Source organism: Mesorhizobium sp. WSM4887 (assembly GCF_029625865.1).
Taxonomy (GTDB): domain Bacteria; phylum Pseudomonadota; class Alphaproteobacteria; order Rhizobiales; family Rhizobiaceae; genus Mesorhizobium.
Genome location: NZ_JARTVP010000001.1, coordinates 1 through 19,675, shown reverse-complemented (window position 1 = coordinate 19,675; position 19,675 = coordinate 1). Strand labels below are relative to the sequence as shown.

At 62.4% G+C, this 19,675-nt stretch carries 21 protein-coding genes and 1 pseudogene; 8 read left to right on the top strand and 14 right to left on the bottom strand.

The annotated features are described in order from the left end of the window. Positions 1-168: 168 nt before the first annotated feature. Positions 169-1,935: an adenylate/guanylate cyclase domain-containing protein gene (locus P9230_RS00110; RefSeq protein WP_278116866.1), complete on the top strand. Its 1,767-nt coding sequence runs from the start codon at positions 169-171 to the stop codon at positions 1,933-1,935. Between the two features lie 214 nt (positions 1,936-2,149). Here P9230_RS00110 and P9230_RS00105 read toward each other — a convergent pair whose 3' ends face one another. Further along, positions 2,150-2,380 carry a hypothetical protein gene (locus P9230_RS00105; RefSeq protein ID WP_278116864.1) on the bottom strand — a complete coding sequence of 77 codons (231 nt, stop codon included), beginning with the start codon at positions 2,378-2,380 and terminating at the stop codon, positions 2,150-2,152. Positions 2,381-3,796: 1,416 nt separating this feature from the next. On the opposite strand from P9230_RS00105, the gene P9230_RS00100 reads away from it, so the two are divergent. Next, positions 3,797-3,970: a hypothetical protein gene (locus tag P9230_RS00100; protein WP_278116862.1), complete on the top strand. Its 174-nt coding sequence runs from the start codon at positions 3,797-3,799 to the stop codon at positions 3,968-3,970. A 235-nt stretch (positions 3,971-4,205) separates the two neighbouring features. Here the strand turns inward: P9230_RS00100 and P9230_RS00095 are convergent, their stop codons facing one another. Continuing rightward, positions 4,206-5,267 (bottom strand): site-specific integrase, encoded by a 1,062-nt coding sequence (locus P9230_RS00095; RefSeq protein ID WP_278116860.1) that lies wholly within the window; start codon positions 5,265-5,267, stop codon positions 4,206-4,208. Positions 5,268-5,382: 115 nt separating this feature from the next. Here P9230_RS00095 and dusA point away from each other — a divergent pair, with 115 nt between their 5' ends. Further along, complete coding sequence (dusA, locus tag P9230_RS00090; RefSeq protein WP_278116857.1) at positions 5,383-6,381, top strand: tRNA dihydrouridine(20/20a) synthase DusA; 999 nt, start codon at positions 5,383-5,385, stop codon at positions 6,379-6,381. 95 nt (positions 6,382-6,476) lie between these two features. On the opposite strand, the gene P9230_RS00085 is transcribed toward dusA, so the two are convergent. Both P9230_RS00085 and P9230_RS00080 read right to left on the bottom strand, forming a co-directional pair. Beyond that, on the bottom strand, positions 6,477-7,181 hold the full coding sequence (locus tag P9230_RS00085; protein WP_066992721.1) for a TIGR02281 family clan AA aspartic protease: 705 nt from the start codon (positions 7,179-7,181) through the stop codon (positions 6,477-6,479). 28 nt (positions 7,182-7,209) lie between these two features. After that, positions 7,210-7,440 (bottom strand): DUF1289 domain-containing protein, encoded by a 231-nt coding sequence (locus P9230_RS00080; RefSeq protein WP_066992723.1) that lies wholly within the window; start codon positions 7,438-7,440, stop codon positions 7,210-7,212. Positions 7,441-7,602: 162 nt separating this feature from the next. On the opposite strand from P9230_RS00080, the gene P9230_RS00075 reads away from it, so the two are divergent. Beyond that, complete coding sequence (locus tag P9230_RS00075; RefSeq protein WP_278116855.1) at positions 7,603-8,598, top strand: nicotinate-nucleotide--dimethylbenzimidazole phosphoribosyltransferase; 996 nt, start codon at positions 7,603-7,605, stop codon at positions 8,596-8,598. A 108-nt stretch (positions 8,599-8,706) separates the two neighbouring features. Here the strand turns inward: P9230_RS00075 and P9230_RS00070 are convergent, their stop codons facing one another. Continuing rightward, on the bottom strand, positions 8,707-9,171 hold the full coding sequence (locus tag P9230_RS00070) for a GNAT family N-acetyltransferase (protein WP_278118295.1): 465 nt from the start codon (positions 9,169-9,171) through the stop codon (positions 8,707-8,709). Between the two features lie 36 nt (positions 9,172-9,207). Further along, on the bottom strand, positions 9,208-10,728 hold the full coding sequence (locus P9230_RS00065) for a HAMP domain-containing sensor histidine kinase (protein WP_278054387.1): 1,521 nt from the start codon (positions 10,726-10,728) through the stop codon (positions 9,208-9,210). 75 nt (positions 10,729-10,803) lie between these two features. On the opposite strand from P9230_RS00065, the gene P9230_RS00060 reads away from it, so the two are divergent. The 4 genes and pseudogenes from P9230_RS00060 to P9230_RS00045 all read left to right on the top strand — a co-directional run bounded on the left by P9230_RS00060 (position 10,804) and on the right by P9230_RS00045 (position 13,401). Beyond that, complete coding sequence (locus P9230_RS00060; RefSeq protein WP_278054388.1) at positions 10,804-11,427, top strand: thermonuclease family protein; 624 nt, start codon at positions 10,804-10,806, stop codon at positions 11,425-11,427. 117 nt (positions 11,428-11,544) lie between these two features. Beyond that, positions 11,545-12,156, top strand: coding sequence for a glutathione S-transferase (locus tag P9230_RS00055; protein WP_095780510.1), 612 nt, complete (start codon positions 11,545-11,547; stop codon positions 12,154-12,156). Then, positions 12,096-12,801: pseudogene (locus P9230_RS00050) on the top strand (uracil-DNA glycosylase family protein). The gene P9230_RS00055 and the pseudogene P9230_RS00050 overlap by 61 nt, the downstream one beginning before the upstream one ends. 108 nt (positions 12,802-12,909) lie before the next feature. Continuing rightward, positions 12,910-13,401, top strand: coding sequence for an Lrp/AsnC family transcriptional regulator (locus tag P9230_RS00045; RefSeq protein WP_067319982.1), 492 nt, complete (start codon positions 12,910-12,912; stop codon positions 13,399-13,401). Positions 13,402-13,443: 42 nt separating this feature from the next. Here P9230_RS00045 and P9230_RS00040 read toward each other — a convergent pair whose 3' ends face one another. The 8 genes from P9230_RS00040 to mobA form a co-directional block, all read right to left on the bottom strand. Further along, positions 13,444-14,016 (bottom strand): DUF3299 domain-containing protein, encoded by a 573-nt coding sequence (locus P9230_RS00040; RefSeq protein ID WP_278110870.1) that lies wholly within the window; start codon positions 14,014-14,016, stop codon positions 13,444-13,446. A 67-nt stretch (positions 14,017-14,083) separates the two neighbouring features. Beyond that, positions 14,084-14,788, bottom strand: a complete 705-nt coding sequence (locus P9230_RS00035; RefSeq protein WP_278116852.1) for a DNA alkylation repair protein — start codon at positions 14,786-14,788, stop codon at positions 14,084-14,086. Positions 14,789-14,794: 6 nt separating this feature from the next. Further along, a complete protein-coding gene (locus tag P9230_RS00030; protein WP_127325069.1) occupies positions 14,795-15,664 on the bottom strand; it encodes an NAD(P)-dependent oxidoreductase in 870 nt (289 codons plus the stop codon). 117 nt (positions 15,665-15,781) lie between these two features. Continuing rightward, positions 15,782-16,606 (bottom strand): ABC transporter permease, encoded by an 825-nt coding sequence (locus P9230_RS00025; protein WP_067319992.1) that lies wholly within the window; start codon positions 16,604-16,606, stop codon positions 15,782-15,784. After that, entirely contained in the window at positions 16,603-17,319 is a 717-nt protein-coding gene (locus tag P9230_RS00020; RefSeq protein WP_066992752.1) for an ABC transporter permease, read from the bottom strand. Before P9230_RS00020 ends, P9230_RS00025 begins: the two co-directional genes overlap by 4 nt. Before the next feature lie 79 nt (positions 17,320-17,398). Next, positions 17,399-18,184, bottom strand: a complete 786-nt coding sequence (locus P9230_RS00015; RefSeq protein ID WP_278116849.1) for an ABC transporter substrate-binding protein — start codon at positions 18,182-18,184, stop codon at positions 17,399-17,401. A gap of 153 nt (positions 18,185-18,337) precedes the next feature. Next, positions 18,338-18,853 carry a molybdopterin-guanine dinucleotide biosynthesis protein B gene (mobB, locus tag P9230_RS00010; RefSeq protein ID WP_095780505.1) on the bottom strand — a complete coding sequence of 172 codons (516 nt, stop codon included), beginning with the start codon at positions 18,851-18,853 and terminating at the stop codon, positions 18,338-18,340. Then, positions 18,850-19,482 carry a molybdenum cofactor guanylyltransferase MobA gene (gene mobA, locus P9230_RS00005; protein WP_278118293.1) on the bottom strand — a complete coding sequence of 211 codons (633 nt, stop codon included), beginning with the start codon at positions 19,480-19,482 and terminating at the stop codon, positions 18,850-18,852. The genes mobB and mobA overlap by 4 nt, the downstream gene beginning before the upstream one ends. Positions 19,483-19,675 lie beyond the last annotated feature (193 nt).

Sequence of the window (19,675 nt, the reverse complement as noted above, 5' to 3'; positions counted from 1 at the left end):
ACGATCGACATACTTGTCACTCACGCAGCCCGGCCTTGGCCCTCCTGGAAGCACACACACATCGCCGGTTGTGTGGTACCGCGGACCCGAGGCGGCTCCAGGTCGAGCCGATCTAAATGAAGCAGCCCTCCTGAGTCTGTGCTATGTCGGAGGTGAAGGAGGGGCAACGTGAGCGAGACCCGCAAGCTTGCGGCGATCCTGGCCGCCGATGTCGTCGGATACAGCCGACTGGCTGGCTTGGACGAAGACCGGACGCTCGCCCGCCTGCGGGCACTCCGCAGCGACCTGGTCGATCCTACCATCGCGGTACACATCGGACGCGTGGTAAAACGCACCGGTGACGGGGCCCTTGTCGAGTTCCGTAGCGTGGTCGATGCCGTCCGATGCGCCATCGAGGTGCAGAACGCCATGCTCGAACGCAACGCCGGGGTGCCGCCCGATGGACGTATCGAGTTCCGCATAGGTATCCATGTTGGCGATGTCGTCGAGGAGGGCGACGGTGACCTGATGGGCGACGGCGTCAATATTGCCGCTCGCCTGGAAGGTATCGCCGAACCTAACGGGATTTGCCTGTCGGGTGCGGCATATGAGCAGGTGCGCGACAAGCTGAAGGTTGATTTCGAGGATATCGGCGAAAAAGAACTCAAAAACATTGCGCGGCCGGTGCGAGTCTATCGCGTGGCCTTAGACCGTCACATCGCAAGCGTGTCGACAGTGCCCGACCCTTCCGGCGGAAAACTGGCGCTGCCCGACAAGCCGTCGATTGCTGTCCTCCCGTTCCAGAACATGAGCGGCGACACCGAACAGGAATACTTCGGCGACGGGATCGCGGAGGACATCATTACCGCCTTATCCAAGCTGCGGGGCTTCTTCGTTATCGCGCGCAATTCGTCCTTCGCGTACAAAGGCAAGGCGCCAGATATCCGTCAGGTCGCGCGCGAGCTGAATGTTCGCTACGTACTGGAAGGCAGCGTTCGCAAGGCGGGTGATCGATTGCGGGTAACTGGCCAGCTTATTGACGCGGCCAGCGGCAATCACATCTGGGCAGAGCGCTATGACCGCCCCGCGTCTGATATTTTCGCAGTGCAGGACGAGATCACTCACAGCGTTGTCGCCGCGATAGAGCCGCAGATTTACGCAGCTGAACGCCTTCGCCTTCAAAGTAAGGCGCCAGAGAGTCTCGACGCGTGGGGCTGCGTTGTCCGAGCGATGCCTTATATCTGGACATGGGTAATCCAAGACGAGGACACTGGCATCAGCCTTTTGAAGCGAGCGATTGAGCTCGATCCCCACTATGCACGCGCTCGCAGCCTGCTCGCGTGGGCCTTCGCCACCCGTGTAATTTCCGGCAATTTGGAGTTTGAGTCAGGCATATCCAGTGCCCTCGCGCTTGCCCAGGGCGCGATAGACCTCGATCCCGACGACCCATGGGCCCATTTCGCGGCAGGTTACATATCAGCGTTTTCGAGACGATTTGGGCCGGCGGTGGAGGAACTGAACGAGGCACTGCAGCGTAACCCGAACTTTGCATTCGTCCACATAATCTTGGGGGTAGCCTACGGCTATGCGGGGCTTGCTGAAGATGGCCTCCGCCAGCTCGAAATTGCGCGACGATTGAGCCCCCTTGACCAAACCCAAGCAGCCAATCTTTCGGTCGAAGGCCTTTGCCATCTGGTCGCCGGCCGCTACGCCGAAGCGGTGAGAGCTGAACGTCGGGCCGTACTGATGAGACCAAACTTTGGAACCGCTTGGCGTACACTCACAGCAGCCGCAGGACTGGCCGGTGATCTGGAAACCGCACGACAAGGACTAGTCGAATGCAAACGGCTGCAGCCGAATCTCAGCATCGACTGGGTCGAGAAATACCACCCATTGATACGGTCAGAGGACCGTGCCAGATATATCGAAGGCCTACGAAATGCAGGCCTGGAATAGTCACCTGCCAACTGGTTCGTCACTGAAGAAACTGCTAATATTCGTTTTGGGCTCACCAATCGGTCAGCAACGCTTGGCGGGTTGATGGCGACAGCTGACACCCAGGGGACGGCATGCGGTGGGAGCGGGTGCAGGGCGTACTAACGGGCCGTCATGCGACGCCCATCCGCTCCTATGGCTATGAGTTCGCCTTCAGCGGGCGGCGGGCTTTTCGTTATAGCAGAAAGTCAGTCACAAATGCGGGAATGTGAGCGCCGTGGTCCGCAAGAGCGGTCGTCGCGTCGTCTGGCAGCGTCACGTCCGCATGTGGAGCGAAGTGATCGCCCGCGCTGGCGGCCACAAGAGCCACGCCAAAGGTGGTTGGCGGATTATGGCTGGCAGCTTGATCGGGGAGCTTTCCCAGCACATCGGCGGGAATGGGGAATGAGGTTGGTTTACCTGACATCTTGTCCTCCTTACGCGACACCCCACATCTGACTTTAGAATCAACTAATATTAAAAAACAAGATTCCTTTGGTCTGACTCGGAACACCGCTGAAGGCTAGCGAGTTGTATCGGGAAGTGGTCGATCCCTCAGGGATGTAGCCGCTGATTGATCGCAGGATAGCCCGTCGCCCTTCCTCCCCTTCGGCGACGGGCTTTTATTTTCTTAAACAGGAACCATAGACGTTTCGTGGTTAACCGTGGTCGTCCGCACCCAACAGAGGCACGCAGACGGTTGGGAGTGATTATCGCGCGTTCGCCCAGAACGAGGGAAGGAAGTGCGTCATGCCCTTCAACGATTCTTCACGCGTCCATAAGAACGCGCCAACATCAAACACCTTACAGCTAGGTCAACGGGTGATCCGAAAGGACACTTCAGAAGGCCGCACAGTGGTTGGCCGATGCCAGAGAGATCAAAGTCAGATGGGATCGAGGCGCGACGAGCTATTATCGTCGCCGTGTGAAAGGGAACGTGCTTCACGCGCCAAAGCCGCCTGCCGTCCCGAGAGGCTTGGTTTCCTGGGGCTATCTGAGTTCCGACGATCTGGACATGCTCACCCAGGCTTTCACGGCACACTGCTTGGCCTACGGCATTCACGCCGGCAAAGAACGGGACGACGTGGCGCGACTTATCGTATGTTTTTCATAACGGGCATAACGACTGCCGGTGGCTTGAAAACGGTATTGGCCGCGTCGAGGCTGGTTCATTAACGGCAAAATCGCAGGGCGGCCCTATTGCCACGAATGCCGCGGCGCCGGCCGCGATGATCGGAACCTCCAATTCACCAACCATGCACTGACGCCAGACCGGCGCAAAGGCTGGATGCCTTGCTCATAATAGGCGTTTCCGGCCACAGCTGAACTCACGCGCCAGGGCCCGATAGCCGGCAAACTGGTGGCGATTGCCCATTCGGGATACGTGCGCGGTGTGGGACGAGGAGACGAACGCTCGCTGGTAATCGCTAAACTCACGCAGTCGGCTGTTTGCTACAGAACCGGGCGATTTGGCCGCTTCGGTTCCGGCAAGCTGTCACACGGGTTTGCGGCCAATGCGGCTAAGCGCCAACCTCTTAGGCACAGGGACTTCAGTGCCAGTATCTCATTGCGGCCATCAGTCGCTCGACCTTTCTTCGGGCAAGCAGATAGTCGGATCTATTCGTTCGATAGTCTTCTTTTTTCGCTTTCCTGCCGGATTCCGTCAGGCATTGCCCTCCTTCTGGCCTTACGGGGAAACACTAGCTGCCGACACATCGCGCGAGAACCAATTGGGGGGTTGTGTAGAACGATATATCCCGGTGGCACCTGGCTGCGCAGCCCATCAAGCGTGATGAAGCTGATATGCCTTCGGTCTTGCTCGAACTCGCACGAGCCGAGGGGCATGCGTTCTGTTGCGCGTCTCGAACTCGATCGTGACTTTCAGCGGCTCCGCCTGTTCGACCGCAGCTTGCCGGCTATAGGTCAGCCATCCATCATTATTCGCAGCAAGAACTCGCAGCGCGCGACGACCGAAAATGTCGGCTTAGATGCGCCCGGCGAGAGCATTAGTGAATAGGCACAGAGCACCGCGATCAGCAGGCAGGCCCTGCACATGATGAAAAACCACGACGGAAGAGCCAGACCGCACTGGCGGCCATGGCGAGGCCGATTGCGGCGATGTAGAGCGGGACGAGCACCCTGGCAGGGATCGAGCCCGCGACCTTCGGTTTACAAAGCCGCCGCTCCTTCGAGTTCGGCGATCATAGCACCCCAGGGCGGTCTGACCAACGCTGCCACCACTCTCACCTCAACTATGCAGCCTTCGCCGCGTGGATAGCGTGAAGAGCCTCTGGCTTTAGGTGCGTGTATCGTCGCAGCATTTTCCAATCTTTGTGCCCTGTAACCAGCGCCACCTGTTCGATTGTGAACCCAGCTTCGAACAGGCGGCTCGTTGCCTCGTGCCGCAAGTCGTGAAAATGAAGGTCGTGGATGTCCAACTCAGCGCACCCTCGTCGAAATGCGGTCCCGACTGACTTGTGATTGAATGGGAAAATTCGATCATCGTCATTGCTTCGCCTTGCGCGCTGCTCCTCAACAATGGCCCACGCATCGTATCCAGTCGCCGCGAACAGCGGGATGCGCTGATTGTTGCCTTTCTTGTTGCGGGGGTCTTTCCGGTCGCGGATGAGAAGCATCCGCGTCCTATTCTCCAGGTCGGACCAACGAGCGCTGCAAATTTCCTCCTGGCGCATCGCGGTTGCAATGGCGAAACGTATAATCCGGCCAACCGGCGCTATCTGGAGCGGGTTTAAATCGAAGTGAGCGATTAGCCTGTCGAGTTCATTCTGCGTGGGCCGCCTGTCGCGCTCAAATCCTTTGCCGACAAGGCCGAGGCGCTTAAGTGCGATACGCGCAAGATCGACGGGTTCCACTTTGACCGGTAGACCGTGGACGGCCGCAGCATGAGACAGCACAAGTTTTATAAAGCCGATGTCTATGCCAAGAGTCATCGGTCCAGCACCTTGGGCGGCCCGGTCGCGACCAAAACGAATGAGCCGTTCGCGATCGAGCGCCGCGACGTTGCACTTCCCGAGATGTCTTTTCAGCATAGCGAGGGCCGCAGCCTTGGAGCGGCGAGGGGACTTGCCTACATCGCACATGTCGTCGATATGAAGGTCTATGAGTTCGCCGAAAGTTTTCAGGCGCGCTATACGGGATTTCGTCGGCGTCTCACCGCGATCGACCTGGCGCTCGGTTTCGGTCGCCCAGCGGCGTGCGTCGTCTCTTCGCAGGAAGGTCTCGCTGATGTAGCGACCTTTGCGACGGACTTGCACACGCCAGGAACCGGACGAGAGCTTCGTGTAGGTGGCCATTTTTTCGTGTGCGCTCCGTGTGCACTGAGAGATCGAAACGTGGCGAAAAGGGGCGTATTCCGGCGTAAATTCGTGTGCACTCGACAGGGTCTAACGATTTGATGTTAAAGAAAAAATGCTGAAAAATCAAGAGCATAGGATAGCCGTTGCGCCCATGATGGACTGGACGGACCGGCATTGCCGGTTCTTTCACCGTCAGCTGACGCGTCGCACGTTGCTCTACACGGAAATGGTGGTGGCGGACGCAGTCATCCATGGCGCACGCGAGCGCCTGCTCGGCTTCGACGGTGCCGAGCATCCGGTTGCGCTTCAGCTTGGCGGTTCGGATCCGCGAAAGCTTGCCGAAGCGGCGGTGATCGGCGAGGCGTTCGGTTACGACGAAATCAATCTTAATGTCGGCTGTCCGTCCGACCGCGTCCAGTCGGGCACTTTCGGCGCCTGCCTGATGAAGACGCCGGTGCTGGTCGCCGAATGCATCGCGGCGATGAAGGCGGCGGTGAGAATCCCCGTTACGGTCAAATGCCGCATCGGCGTCGATGACCAGGACCCCGAACCCGCTCTCGACACGCTCGCAGACGGCGTGCTGACGGCCGGCGCCGATGCGCTCTGGGTGCACGCCCGCAAGGCGTGGCTGGAGGGGCTTAGTCCCAAGGAAAACCGCGAGATCCCGCCGCTCGACTATCCGCGCGTCTATCGGCTCAAGACCAGGAAGGCCAACCAATTCATCGGCATCAACGGCGGCATTCAATCCCTTGACGAGGCAGAGGCGCACCTCGCTTATGTCGACGGCGTCATGCTCGGCCGCGCGGCCTATCATACGCCCGGCATCCTCACCGGCATCGATGCCGCATTTTACGGCGAGGCGCCGGTCGCTTTCGACTACGAGGCGCTGATGGACGCCATGGCCGCTTACGCCGCGCGTCACATCGAGAAGGGCGGACGGCTCGGCCATGTCACGCGCCATATGGTCGGGCTGTTCCACGGTCTCCCGGGCGCGCGCCGCTACCGGCAGATTTTGTCCACCGACGCCAACAGACCCGGCGCCCGGCCAGAGGTGCTGAATACGGCGTTCGCGGCAATAGATTTCGTGGCGGCGGAAACCGAAGCCGCTTGAGGCGGATCGGCGGCAGAGCATTTCACCGTTCCACAGAAACGGCGAACCGCTCCATCTGTTTGTCTAGACGAAATTCGGGGCGGATAAGCGGGAATCTAGTCGCGCAGGATCATCCGGTCACCCCGCACCTCGAAACCCGACAGCGAGCCGATGAAGTTCATGCCGAGCAGGCTTTGCTCGAGCATGCCGGGCGCCGCGACCATCACCGGCATATCCTTGCGCACGATGCCGCCGATCGCCATCTCGTCGGTCCTGACCGTTGCCGCACGCGCCATGCCGTTGGCGGTCGAGACGTCCACGGTGTAGCTGAGCGCCGCTGGGTTGAAGCCGGCCGCCTGGGCGTCCTCCGCCGTCAGCACCGTGCTGGTCGCGCCGGTGTCGACCACCGTGCGCACCGGCCTGCCGTTGACGAGGATTCGCGCCTCGAAATGGCCATTGCCGGCCTTGTCGAGCGTCACGGTGGCACGGCCACTATCGACGCCAAGCGCCAAGGGGCTTCCCGGAACAAGGCCGGCGGTGACGCGGCTGACAACATCCTGCAGCTCGTAGCGGTACTGGTAGCCGGCGATCAGCGCCAGCACGATTGCCGCCCAGACGCCGAAGTTGCGCGCCATGTCACCGAGCGGCCGGCCAGAGCGAATAAGGCTGGCGCCGATTACCGCCACCAGGACTCCAACCCAGATCAGCCTGCTGAAATCGTTGTTCTCGATGCCGAAGGTGCGGCCGGCGGAATCATTCATCATCAGCAGGATCAAGCCGGCGCCGATCACCAGCATGACGACCCAGAACAGACGATTCATGGCCAGCCCTTTCTTACAGCCAGCTCTTTCACAGCACGCCGCGCTCGCGCGCCATGCGGGCGCGCCGCGTCTCGCGGCGGGGCCGGCGTTCGACCGTCTCCAGCCGCGCCGGCAACTCGGCCATGACTGCACGCCGGACTTCCGGCGTCATCGCGATCCACCCGGCGATCTCATCGCGCGTGCGGCCGCAACCGAAACAGAAGCCGGTTTTCATGTCGATGGAACAGACGAGTATGCAGGGAGACTCGATGGCGGTCATGCTGTTCTCTTGCCTTCACTCCACATGGTGCAACCGCAACGCCAATGCAAGCCCTTCGCGATGCGCCGTCGACCGGCGCTTTCGCGGCATTGCCGGGCGGTTGTCCCAGGCGGTGAAGGCGGCTATGCCGCTGGCTGTTCCTGCAAAGAGACCGCATTCGATATGACCACAAAGCCTTTCGACGATTTCCGCACTCTGCTGGCAACGCTGCCGCCGGGGGACGCCGCCGCCGAAACCCGCGTTCGCACCCTGTTTGCCAAGGCCGACAAGCCGAAAGCTTCGCTTGGCCGGATTGAAGATGTCGCGGCATGGCTCGCCGCTTGGAGCGGGCGTGCGCCGCCGGCCGTCAATCGTCCGCTTGTGGCGATCTTTGCCGGCAACCACGGTGCCGTTCGGCATGGCATTTCGCCGCGGCCGGTTTCGGCGACCGCCAATGCCGTCGAACTCTGCGCCGCCGGAGGTGCAGCGATCAATCAGATCAGCATCGCCAACGATCTCGGCCTGAAGGTCTTCGACCTGGCGCTGGATATTCCGACCGGGGACATCACGGAAGAAGCGGCCCTCGATGAGCGCGGCTGCGCCGCCACCATGGCCTTCGGCATGGAAGCGGTCGCGGGCGGCGCCGATCTTCTTTGTCTTGGCGATCTGGGCGTCGGCAATTCAACCATCGCGGCCGCGCTCAGCGCTGCCCTCTTCGGCGGCAAGGGCTCCGACTGGGTTGGACCTGGATCGGGGGCGGACACGGCGATGATGGCGCGCAAGGCCGAAGCGGTCGACCGGGCGCTTGCTTTCCACGGCTCCGGTCTCGGCGATCCGCTCGAGGCCTTGCGCCGCGTCGGCGGGCGCGAGTTCGCGGCAATCTGCGGCGCCATTCTCGCAGCCCGCATGCAGAAGATTCCTGTGCTGCTCGACGGGTTCGTCGCGACGGCTGCCGCCGCGGTTCTGCACAAAGCCGATCCTTCCGCGATCGACCACTGCCTGCTCGCCAGCCTGTCGCCGGAGCCGGGCCAAGCCAAAGTCGCCGAACGGCTTGGGCTCGAGCCACTGCTCGATCTTGCTGTCAGTCACGGCGAAGGAGTTGGGGCTGGACTTGCCGCCGGTCTCGTCAAGGCCGCGGCGCTCACGAGCTCCGGTATGGCGGCGGCGGTTCGTGGCTGAAGCACGTGTGCAGAAATCGGCTGCAGGTTATCGGGGTAGGGAGTCAACGCCGGAGCTTGGGAATACGATAGACGACAGCGATATATTTTGGATTGGATCGCCTTCCAACTACCGAGCCTCCGAGACGTTCTGCAATCTTTCTGCTAGCGATGTTTTCTTCCGCGACAGGATAGTCAAAACTGTCCGGCGCGAGTTTCTCCGACGCCCATGCAACCACGGCGGCGATTGCCTCCGGCCGATGCCCTGTCCTTGAGCGCCTTCCTTGAGCCAGATTCCAAGTTCGGGAGATACCGTGTTTGCCGCATGCAGGCCAACAAGCCCTAGACAACGACCGTCTTGCGAACGCCGCACAACGAAATGCAGGTCCGATCCGTCGAGGATCGGTTCTAACCAAGACCGCCAGACCGCGCCAAATGCGGCCGACGATCGTGGCGGTTCCCACTGCATGAAGCGGGTGATTGAAGGCGTAACACAGGCGTAAAGCTCTTCGGCATCACCGGGCGTAAATAGCTTGAGGGATAGGCGTTCCGATTTGATCTCGGTGCGGCTTGGATCCCAATCAGTGATCGTCATCTCAGGGGGCAATTTTGTCATATCGGACCGAAGGACTCAACGCCGCCGGGCGGCGACAGCCTTGGTCGGCAGCGCGGGCAATTCCTCCATCACTCGGCTCAGCGGGAAGATGGCGATGGCCTCGGTGCCTTCGCGCAGCTTGGAGTGCAGCTCGAACTCGCCGCCATGCATGTCGAGCAGACCCTGCACGATCGGCAATCCGAGGCCCGTTCCCTGTTCGGCGCTCTTGATGGCGATCGAGCCCTGGCCGAAGGCGGAAAGCACCACTGGGATTTCCTCTTCCGGTATGCCGGGGCCGTTGTCCTTGACCGAGATGTACTGACCGCCGCCCGCCGTCCAGCCGACGCGCACACGCACTTCGCCGCCCGACGGCGTGAACTTGATGGCGTTGGACAGCAGATTGAGCGCGATCTGCCGGATGGCACGCTCGTCGCCGAACAGGCGCGGCAGCGCGGTCTCGAACTCCTGGATGACGCGGATGTCCTTGTTGCGGGCTCTCAGTTCCATCATATGGCAGCAATCCTCAACGATCGTCACCAGCGCCACCGGCTCCTCGTTGAGCTGGTAGCGGCCGGCCTCGATGCGCGACAGGTCGAGGATCTCATTGATCAGATCGAGCAGATGCTGGCCGGATTCGTGCACATCATGCGCATAATCGCGATAGGTCGGGTTGTTCATCGGCCCGAGCACTTCATTGGCCATCACTTCGGAGAAACCGAGGATGGCGTTGAGCGGCGTCCGGAGCTCATGGCTCATCGAGGCGAGGAAGCGCGACTTCGCCAGATTGGCGTCCTCGGCGCGCCGCCTGGCCTCGTCGGACATGGATTTGGCAGTCTCCACCTCGGCGATCAGCGCGTCCTTCTCGGAGCGGAAGGAGAGCAGCATCCAGGATGACTGGTTGAGATGGCGCGCGACGTAGCCGAAGAAGGGCAGGGCAGCGACCAGAAGCGCCGCCATGATCCCTTCGATCGGCATCCACAGGCGCAGGACGGCATAGACATAGACCGCGACGGGAACGGCGAAGGTCGCCAATAGCGCGCCCCCGAGGGACGATGCCATCACAGCAGTCGTCGCCATGGCGACCAGGAGCACCATGGCCTTGACGACATGGAACTGGTCGACCTGGCATGTGGAGCAGCCCAGCCAGGCGAACCAGGCCCAGCCGAGGCCGCAAAGCGAATGGCCGATCAGGAAATCGCGGCGCGTCTGCACAGGGTCGAGTTCGGCCGCTTCCGCGCGCTCGACGCGCCGCGCCATGAAAGTGACGATAGCGTAGCAAAGCAGCATGAAGAGAGCCCAGACGGCGACCTGGTTGCCCAGGCCCGCGAAGCGGCCGATGGCCGCTACTACAAGCACAAGCAGAGGAATCGCCGCCGCACTGACCACCATGGCGCGTGCATGCAGCTTGAGCAGTTCGCGGTCGAAATCGAGGCTGCCGGCCTGCTGCGAAAGACGGTCACGCGTCCTGCGCACCGCGCGAGCCACATCGCTGTTGCGATGCGGTTTCCTGCGGTCCACAATGAATTTGTCCGCTGTGTCCGAGCGTAGCAAAGGCATGCAAGTTCAATTTCTGCGCGCAGCGATTTTCAGTTCGTTAAGCTACGTTCGAATGATTAAGAGACTGTTTGCCATATGAGCCGTTCCTGGTCGCGAAGACCGCGCCGGCGCTATGTTCCGCGGCCTCCGCGAAGCCTTTTGCGTAGGCTTCTGGATTACGGGCTGGCCGTGGTCCTGCTTGGCCTGTCCATCCTGGTGGCGGCGCGGCTCGACCGGTTCGAGATGCGACAGGAGCAAGGCACGGCCATCGTCAAGGACGGTGATTCGATCACGCTTGGCGCCGAGCGCATCCGCATGCGCGGCATCGACGCGCCGGAATACACACAGACGTGCCGCAAGGACGGGGCCGATTATGCCTGCGGCAGGCTTGCGCGGCAGTCGCTGGTGCGGCTGATCGCCGACAGGCCGGTCTCCTGCAGCGGCTGGCAGCGCGACCGCTACGGCCGGTTGCTCGGCGACTGCAAGGCGGGCGACACGGACCTCAACCGCGCGCAGGTACAGTCCGGATGGGCCGTCGCCTTCGGCGACTTCGAAACCGAGGAGGCCGTCGCGCGGGCTGCCAAGGTGGGCATCTGGGCTGGCTCCTTCGATCAGCCGCAGGACTGGCGCGACAGCCATCACAATCAACCCGTCGAAAGGAAGCACGGCGCACTGGCTTCGCTCGGCGATGCGTTGCGTGAGCTTGTTCGTTTCTGGTGATGCCCGCTTCGGGGGATGCTCTGTTTGCCAACATGTGGTCTTGCCAAACCGCTATGCAGTTTTGGGCGACATGCATTGCAGCGCGCCCTAAGATTGGCATGAAGATCGGAGACTGGAATGAAGCTGTTCGATGGCGGCCGGGCGCCCAACCCCAGGCGGGTTCGGGTTTTCCTGGCTGAAAAGGGGCTAGCCGTCCCTTTGGTGCCCGTGGACATGGGCGCGCTGGAGCATCGCAAGGAGCCGGTGGCGTCGCGCAATGCGCTGCGGCGGCTGCCCGTGCTCGAACTCGACGACGGGACCATCATCACCGAATCCATCGCCATTTGCCGTTATTTCGAGGAGTTGCATCCCGAGCCCGCCCTGTTCGGAACAGGCGCGCTCGGCAAGGCCATGGTGGAGATGTGGCAAAGGCGTCTGGAGCTAAACCTGATGAGCTGCGTGGCCGCCGCGTTCCGGCACATCCATCCGGCAATGAAGGAATGGGAGGTGCCGCAGATCCCGGAATGGGGCGAGGCCAACAAGCCGAAGGCCATCGAGTTCCTGCATCTCCTCGACCGGGAGTTGGCGGATAGGGAATTTGCCGCCGGCGACACCTATTCGGTCGCCGACATCACCGGGCTGATCGCCATCGATTTCATGAAGCCGGCACGCATCAAGGTGCCTGAGGAATGCGGGAATGTGCTGCGCTGGCACGCAGCGCTCTCCAGCCGGCCAAGCGCTGCTGCTTGAGGCTTGTTTTTGGAGAACCCGCCGGACATGAGCGAAGCGCTGGAGAGCCTTGCCGCCAAGGTGCGGGCTTGCCGCATCTGTGTCGAGCAGCCGCGCGGCCGGCCCCTGCCGCATCAGCCGCGCCCGGTGCTTGTGCCTTCGTCGAAGGCCCGCATCCTGCTTGCCGGCCAGGCGCCGGGCACGAAAGTCCACATCTCGGGCATGCCGTTCACCGATGCTTCCGGGGATCGCTTGAGGAACTGGCTCGGCGTCACCCCCGACGAGTTCTACGACACGGAAAAATTCGCCATCGTGCCGATGGGTTTCTGCTTTCCGGGCCAGGACACCAAGGGCGCCGACCTGCCGCCGCGGCGCGAATGCGCCACCGCCTGGCGCGCCGATCTGATGGCGCTGATGCCGCAGATCGATCTGGTGCTGACGATCGGCGGTTATGCGCAGTCCTGGCACATGGGCACGGCGCGTGGGCCGTCGCTGACGGAAACGGTCAGAAACTGGCGCGCTGTCTGGGATGCTGCAGCCGGGCCGAAAGTGCTGCCGCTGCCGCATCCGTCATGGCGAAACACCGGCTGGCTGAAGAAGAATCCGTGGTTTGAAATGGATTTGCTGCCATTCCTGCGCTCGGAAATCCGCTATCGCCTCAATTAGGCATCTTGCAAGAAATCACTCGCTTTTGCCGGCATTGGCAGAATTTCTTTCTTGTGAAAGGGCCTGATAAAAAGGATTATAGCCAAACTATTCCGCTGGAGCCTTCCCATGGACCGCCTAGACAGAAAAATTCTTCGCCTCCTGCAGGAGGACGCGACGCTTGCGGTCGCCGATGTCGCCAAGAAAGTCGGCCTGTCGACCACGCCGTGCTGGCGGCGCATCCAGAAGCTCGAGGAGGAGGGCGTCATCCAGCGGCGCGTGGCCATTCTCGACCATGAGAAGGTCAATGTGCGCGTCACCGTCTTCGTTTCGATCCGCACCAATTCGCACAGCCATGAATGGCTGCGGCGCTTCTCCGAGGTCATCCAGGAATTTCCGGAGGTGGTCGAGTTCTACCGCATGAGCGGCGACGTCGATTACCTCTTGCGCGTCGTGGTGCCCGACATTGCCGCCTACGACGCCTTCTACAAGCGGCTGATCGCCAAGATCGAGATCCGCGACGTGTCGTCCTCGTTTGCCATGGAGCAGATCAAGTACACGACCGAGATCCCGCTCGACTACATGATCCTGGACAAGGAGTCGGGGGCCAACGCGGCCTGAGCATGGCGCTCGCGCTTCCCGCTATGCGCGAAGTTGCGAGACCTAGTTCTTCTTTTTGTTGAGGAAATTCCACGGCGAGTTGACCGGGAGCGTGACGGCGTCCGGCACGCTGTCGACATCAGCCACCTCGGCCTTGCGCACGGTATAGCCGGACTGCACGATCAAGACGCCGTCCAGGATGAAGAGTTGGCTCTTCTCCATACCGGGCTTCAGCACGCCGGTGACGGAGACCGGCTGGTATGCCTCCGCCATCCTGTAAGGATGCGCCGGCGTTACCAGCACGATCTGGTTCGGCGGCGGCGTCGGCATGTGGCTGCAGGCGCCGGTCCAAGGCACCAGCAGGAACTGGTAGACGAGGTCGCCCTCGCGATCGACCGGCAAGGCGTAGCCGGACAGTTGAACGGTCTTGTCCTGCAGATTGAGCGACAGAGTCTCACCGTGATCGGGCAGTTTTGCCGCGATCATCGGCAGGTTGACGTCCTCGGCGACCGCCTGCGTCGCCGGGCGCAAGTCTTTCCAGAAGATATGCGCGACGTCGGCCGCGGCGTCGGCTCTCGCGGTGGCGAGCATAAGCACGATCGCCAGCGTCGCGCTTGATCTGAAACGCCTGCTCATGGTCGTCATCCTCCGCCAGCTCCATTTCCGAAGCGAGTAAAAGCGTCGTGAGCTTACTTCGCTGAGATCACAGTCGTGTGGTCGCGAGCCGTTCGAGCTGTTTGACATCCGAAAGTTCCTTCACCGCGTCCTTGCCGATCCAGCGTGCCGTCTTGTCGGACGACGCCGCCAGTTTCTCGGCCAGCGCAAGGGCAGGGGCGTGCAGCGCCACCGACCGCTTGCCGATCTGCCGCAGCGCCCAGTTCACCGCCTTACGGACGAAGTTGCGCGGATCGCCCGCATGCGTCTCGATCAGCGGCAGAGCAGCGAGGAAGCTCGCGTCCGGCTCCTTCTTCAGATGCACCGCCGCCCAGGCCAGCATGGCAAAGGCGGTGCGGCGGACAAACTCGCGCTCGTCCTTGGCGAATTCCTCGACCAGCTCACGCCAGAACGGTGTTTGGGCGAACAGGTCGGCAACGGTATCCACAATCTCCCAACTGTCGAAATCGGCGGCCCAGCGCCGGCATTGACCGATGTCGAGCTTCTTCGGCTCGCCGGTGAAAGCGGCCATCAATCGCGCTTCGCGAATGTCGGTGTCCCACAAGAGCAGCGACCGTTCCTGGTTCTTCTTCAGCTTGCGCGCCAGCGGCCGCAGATCGGAATTGCCGACGCCCAGCGCGGTTCTCGTGTTGATGCCGAATCGCGCCATGCCGGCGCGGTTTTTCTCGCTGCCGATCGAACGCAGATGGGCGACGATCTCGTCGGCGCTCCAGCTCGGATCGGGTAGGACCATCGCTGTCTATTTTTCCAGGCGGGCGAGCAGCGAGGATGTGTCCCAGCGCCTGCCGCCCATGTCCTGCACGTCCTTGTAGAACTGGTCGACCAGCGCGGTCACCGGCAGCTTGGCGCCGTTGCGGTTGGCCTCGGCGAGGCAGATGCCGAGATCCTTGCGCATCCAGTCGACGGCGAAGCCGAAATCATATTTTCCGGCGTTCATCGTCTTGTGGCGATTCTCCATCTGCCAGGAGCCGGCAGCGCCCTTGGAGATCACCTCGATGACCTTCTCAATGTCGAGCCCGGCCTTCTTGCCGAAATGGATGCCTTCGGCCAGCCCTTGGACGAGGCCGGCAATGGCAATCTGGTTGATCATCTTGGTGAGCTGCCCGGCGCCCGCGGGTCCCATCAGCCCGACCATGCGGGCATAGGCATCGATGACCGGCCTGGCCTTGTCGAAGGCGGCCTGCTCGCCGCCGACCATGACGGTCAGCACGCCATTCTCGGCGCCCGCCTGGCCGCCCGACACCGGCGCATCGAGGAAGGAAAAGCCGGCCTTGTCGGCGGCTTCGGCCAATTCGCGCGCGACTTCGGCCGAGGCTGTCGTGTTGTCGATGAAGACCGAGCCCGTCTTCATGGCGGCGAAGGCGCCGCTCGCGCCTGTCGTCACCGAGCGCAGGTCGTCGTCATTGCCGACGCAGGAGAAGACGAAATCCTTGCCTTCGGCCGCCTCGGCCGGTGTCAGCGCCAGTCTGCCGCCATGCTGGGCGACCCATTGTTCGGCCTTGGCGGTCGTGCGGTTATAGACGGTGATGTCGTGGCCGCCCTTGTTCCTGAGGTGCCCGGCCATCGGATAGCCCATGACGCCAAGACCGAGAAATGCAACCGATGCCATAAGCCTGCCTTCCAACAAAACAGAGGTTTCAGTGGCGGAAGGTCTAGGCTATGCGAAATTTTCGTCAAGGCGCGCAAAGCCGCATCGACTGGTGCAGGCCCGTCCGCTGACGACGCTCTATCGTTTGAGGTGAATGGTGATCCGGCGTTCGATCCATTCGACGCCGTGACGCAGGATCTCGACCAGCACCAGGTAGACGATCGCCACCCAGATATAGGCCTGGATGTCGAAGGATTTTGCGTAGGCGAGCTTCGCGTTGCCCATCAGGTCGTAGACGGTGATGATGGCGACGATCGCGGAAGCCTTGATCATCAGGATGAGCTCGTTGCCGTAAGGCCGCAGCGCCACGATGATCGCCTGCGGCATGATCACCTTGCGCAGCGTCTGCAGCTTGTGCAGGCCGAGCGAGGCCGCGCCTTCCCACTGGCCCCGCGGAACGCTTTCGATGGCGCCGCGCAGGATCTCTGCCTGATAGGCGGCGGTGTTGAGCGAAAAGGCAAAGACGCCGCAGTAGAACGCCTCGCGGAAGAACCACCATAGTCCGACGGTTTGCAGCTCGGGGCGGAACGAGCCGATGCCGTAATAGACGAGGTAGGTCTGCACGAGCAGCGGGGTGCCGCGGAAGAAGTAGACGTAGCAATAAGCCAATCCGGAAAGGATGCGGTTCTTGGACATCCGGCCGTAGGCAACCGGCAACGAGAGAATAGCGCCCGCCACCATCGAAACGGAGACCAGCGACAGGGTGGTTGCGAGCCCCTGCAGATAGGCCGGCGCGTATCTGGCGAAGAAATCGGCGTTCCAGGCGTGGACCAGATAGGCCACGATGCCGATGCCGAAAAGGCCCCAGAGGCAGACCAGCGCGTAGCCTATGATGCGCACGCGCGGCCAGCCGCGAGCCCGGGGCGGTGGCCTGTCAACCGCAATAGCCTGGCTGACGCTCATCGAGCCTCCCTCCGCCCGAGCGAGCGCTGGATATAGCCGGTGGCGACCGAGGACAGGATGGCCAGCACAAGGAAGACCAGCGCCGCGACACTGTAAAAGAGGAAGGAATGCTTGGTGACGCGCGCCGCGACACCGGCATTGCGCAGGGTTTCCGCTAGGTTGACGACCGACACCAGCGAGGTGTCCTTGAGCAGGCTGAGCCAGCAATTCTCCAGACCGGGGAAGGCGATGCGCAGCAGTTGCGGCAGGATCACCAGGCGCATCGTCTGCCATTTCGAAAGGCCAATGGCGTAGCCGCCCTCATACTGGCCCTTGGGAATGGCGCGAAAGGCGGAGAGAAAGACTTCGCTGGCGTAGGAGGAGAAGATCAGCGCCAGCACGATCATGCCGGCAATGAAGCTGTTCACGTCGATTGTCGCCTCGGGCTCGAACAGGCGGACGACATATTGCAGCAGCAGCGGCATGCCGAAGAAGAACAGGAACAGCGTCACCAGCTCGGGCAGGCCGCGAAAAACAGTGGTGTAGATGTTGGCTGCGAGCCGGAGCGCGGGCTCTTCGTGTTGCTTGGCGAAGGCGACGAAGAACCCGATCGCCAGGCCTATCGGCAATGTCGCAAGCGCCAGCGCGACCGTGACCAGCACACCAGACGCAATGTCGTCACTCCAGCCATCCGGTCCCCAACTGAGAAGTGTCCAAATGCTTTGGGCTGGCATTGGCGGGGCGTGTCTCCGTGGCGATCCCGGAATGGAGGCAGGGCGGCGAGGTGATCCTCACCGCCCTGGGCGCAAATGATCAGGACTCGGCGCCGTAGACGTCGAACTTGAAGTACTTGTCGTTGATTTCCTTGTACTTTCCGCTCTTGCGGATAGCGTCGATAGCGGAATTCAGCTTGTTGACCAGGTCGGTCTCGCCCTTGCGCACGGCAATGCCGGCGCCCGGTCCGAAGATCTCGACCGGCTGCGGCGAGGGCTGGCCGAGGATCTTGCAGCAGGCGCCGTCGGGCGAATCCAGCCACTGCTGCAGCACGACGATGTCGTCCTCGATGGCGTCGAGACGGCCATTGGCGAGATCGGCCTGTTCCTCGGGGCTGCTCGGATAGCCCTTGATCGTGCTGTCGGTGTAGGTCTTCGAGGCATAGTTGAAGTGGGTCGTCGTGGTGGCGACGCCGATCGTCTTGCCGGCGAGGTCCTCCTTGGTGACGCCCTTGAGCGGCGAATCCTTCGGCACGGCGATCGCCGACGGCGTGTTGTAATATTTGTGGGTGAAGTCGACCTTTTCCTGGCGCTCTGGCGTGATCGACATGGAAGCGACGATGGCGTCGAACTTGCCGGCCTGGAGCGCCGGGATGATGCCGTCCCAATCCTGCGCGACGAAGGTGCACTTCACCTTCATTTCGTCGCAGAGGGCCTTGGCGATGTCGATGTCGAAGCCGACCAGCTGGCCGTCCGAGGTCAGGTTGTTGAAGGGCGGGTACGCGCCTTCGGTGCCGATCCTCAGGGTGTTTTCCTGAGCCTGGGCAACGCCAAGTGTCAGCAGCGCGGCCGAAGCGGCAAGCGCGATACGCAGTGCAATACGCATGATAATCCTCTCATATTGTCATGGCCGCTGTCCCGTGCGGCTCTTGTGGGCGGAGCCTTTTTGACCGCCCGCTGCGCGGGATACTCCCACTCTTTGCAAGAAAAAAGCAACTGCAAAAACAACAGCAAACGGCAATCGCCGTGTGCCGCTGCGTTACTTGGCTGGACTGACGAGACCGGTCGCGCGCTCGATAAAATCGGCTATCGATTTCGTGTCGTCGAGGTTGAAGACGGGCAGCTTTTCGCCTTCGACCGGAAAGTCGGCGGCGACAGCCACGATGTTCGGGTCGTTGATCGAAAGCGGCGTCCGGTCCTTGGCCTCCAGCCGTCTCGCTTCGATCTTTTGGTGTGCTTCGCGCTTGTAGCCTTCGACCAGCACGATGTCCGAGGGCGCCAGCCGCGCCAGGATGTCGTCCAGCGTTGGCTCGTCCTCGTTGCGCAGTTCGTGCATCAATGCCCAGCGCCGGCCGGAGACGATCGCGACCTCCATCGCGCCGGCCTGGCGGTGGCGGAAACTGTCTGTGCCGGGCTTGTCGATGTCGAAGTCATGATGGGCATGCTTGACCGTCGAGACCGTCCAGCCGCGCCGAACCAGTTCGGCGACCAGCTTTTCGGTCAGCGTCGTCTTGCCGGAGTTCTTCCAGCCGGTGATGCCGAACACGCGTCTCATGGCTCAAGGCTTTGCAACAGACGCTCGGCCTCCGCAAGATCGTCGGGCGTGTTGATGTTGAAGAACGGGTCGATCCGCTCGCCTCCGGCTTCGAGCATCGGAAACTCCACCTCGACAAAACCATGCCGCTCCATGAAGGCCGAGACCCGTCGATTGTCCTCCTCAACCAGGAAATGGCGCAGCGCATCGCGCAGGCCGAGCGGCCAGAGTGCGAAGGTCGGGTGCCACCTGCCGTCGGAACTGGCGACCGCGATCGCGCCCGGCCGTGCCCGAGCGGCAACGGCCAATCGCTCGACGAGATCGCCAGGGAAGAACGGCGTGTCGCCGGCCGCGCTGACCAGCGACCGGTAGCCCGTGTCCGCTGCCGCCCATTCAAGGCCGGTGAGGATGCCGGCGAGCGGGCCGGCATGGTCCTCTATCGTATCGGCAAGCACCGGAAGGTTGGTGCCGGCAAACCGTGCCGGATCGCCGTTGGCGTTGAGCACCAGCGTGGCCACCTGCAGTGTGAGACGCGCGGCGACATGCTCGATCAGCCTGACCTTGCCCAGCGAAAGCAGCGTCTTGTCGCCGCCGCCCATCCGGCGCGACTGGCCTCCCGCCAGGATGATGCCTGCAACGCTTCGATCCATCGGGCCTATATGCCGTCCGGCGCCATGTCGGGTCCAGCGCTTTCGGGGGGGGGGGGGGGGGGGGGGCCCGCCCCCCCGGGGGGGGGGGGGGGGGGGGGGGGGGGGGGGGGGGGGGGCCGCGGGGGGGGGGGGGGGGGGGGGGGGGGGGGGGGGGGGGGGGGGGGGGGGGGGGGGGGGGGGGGGGGGGGGGGGG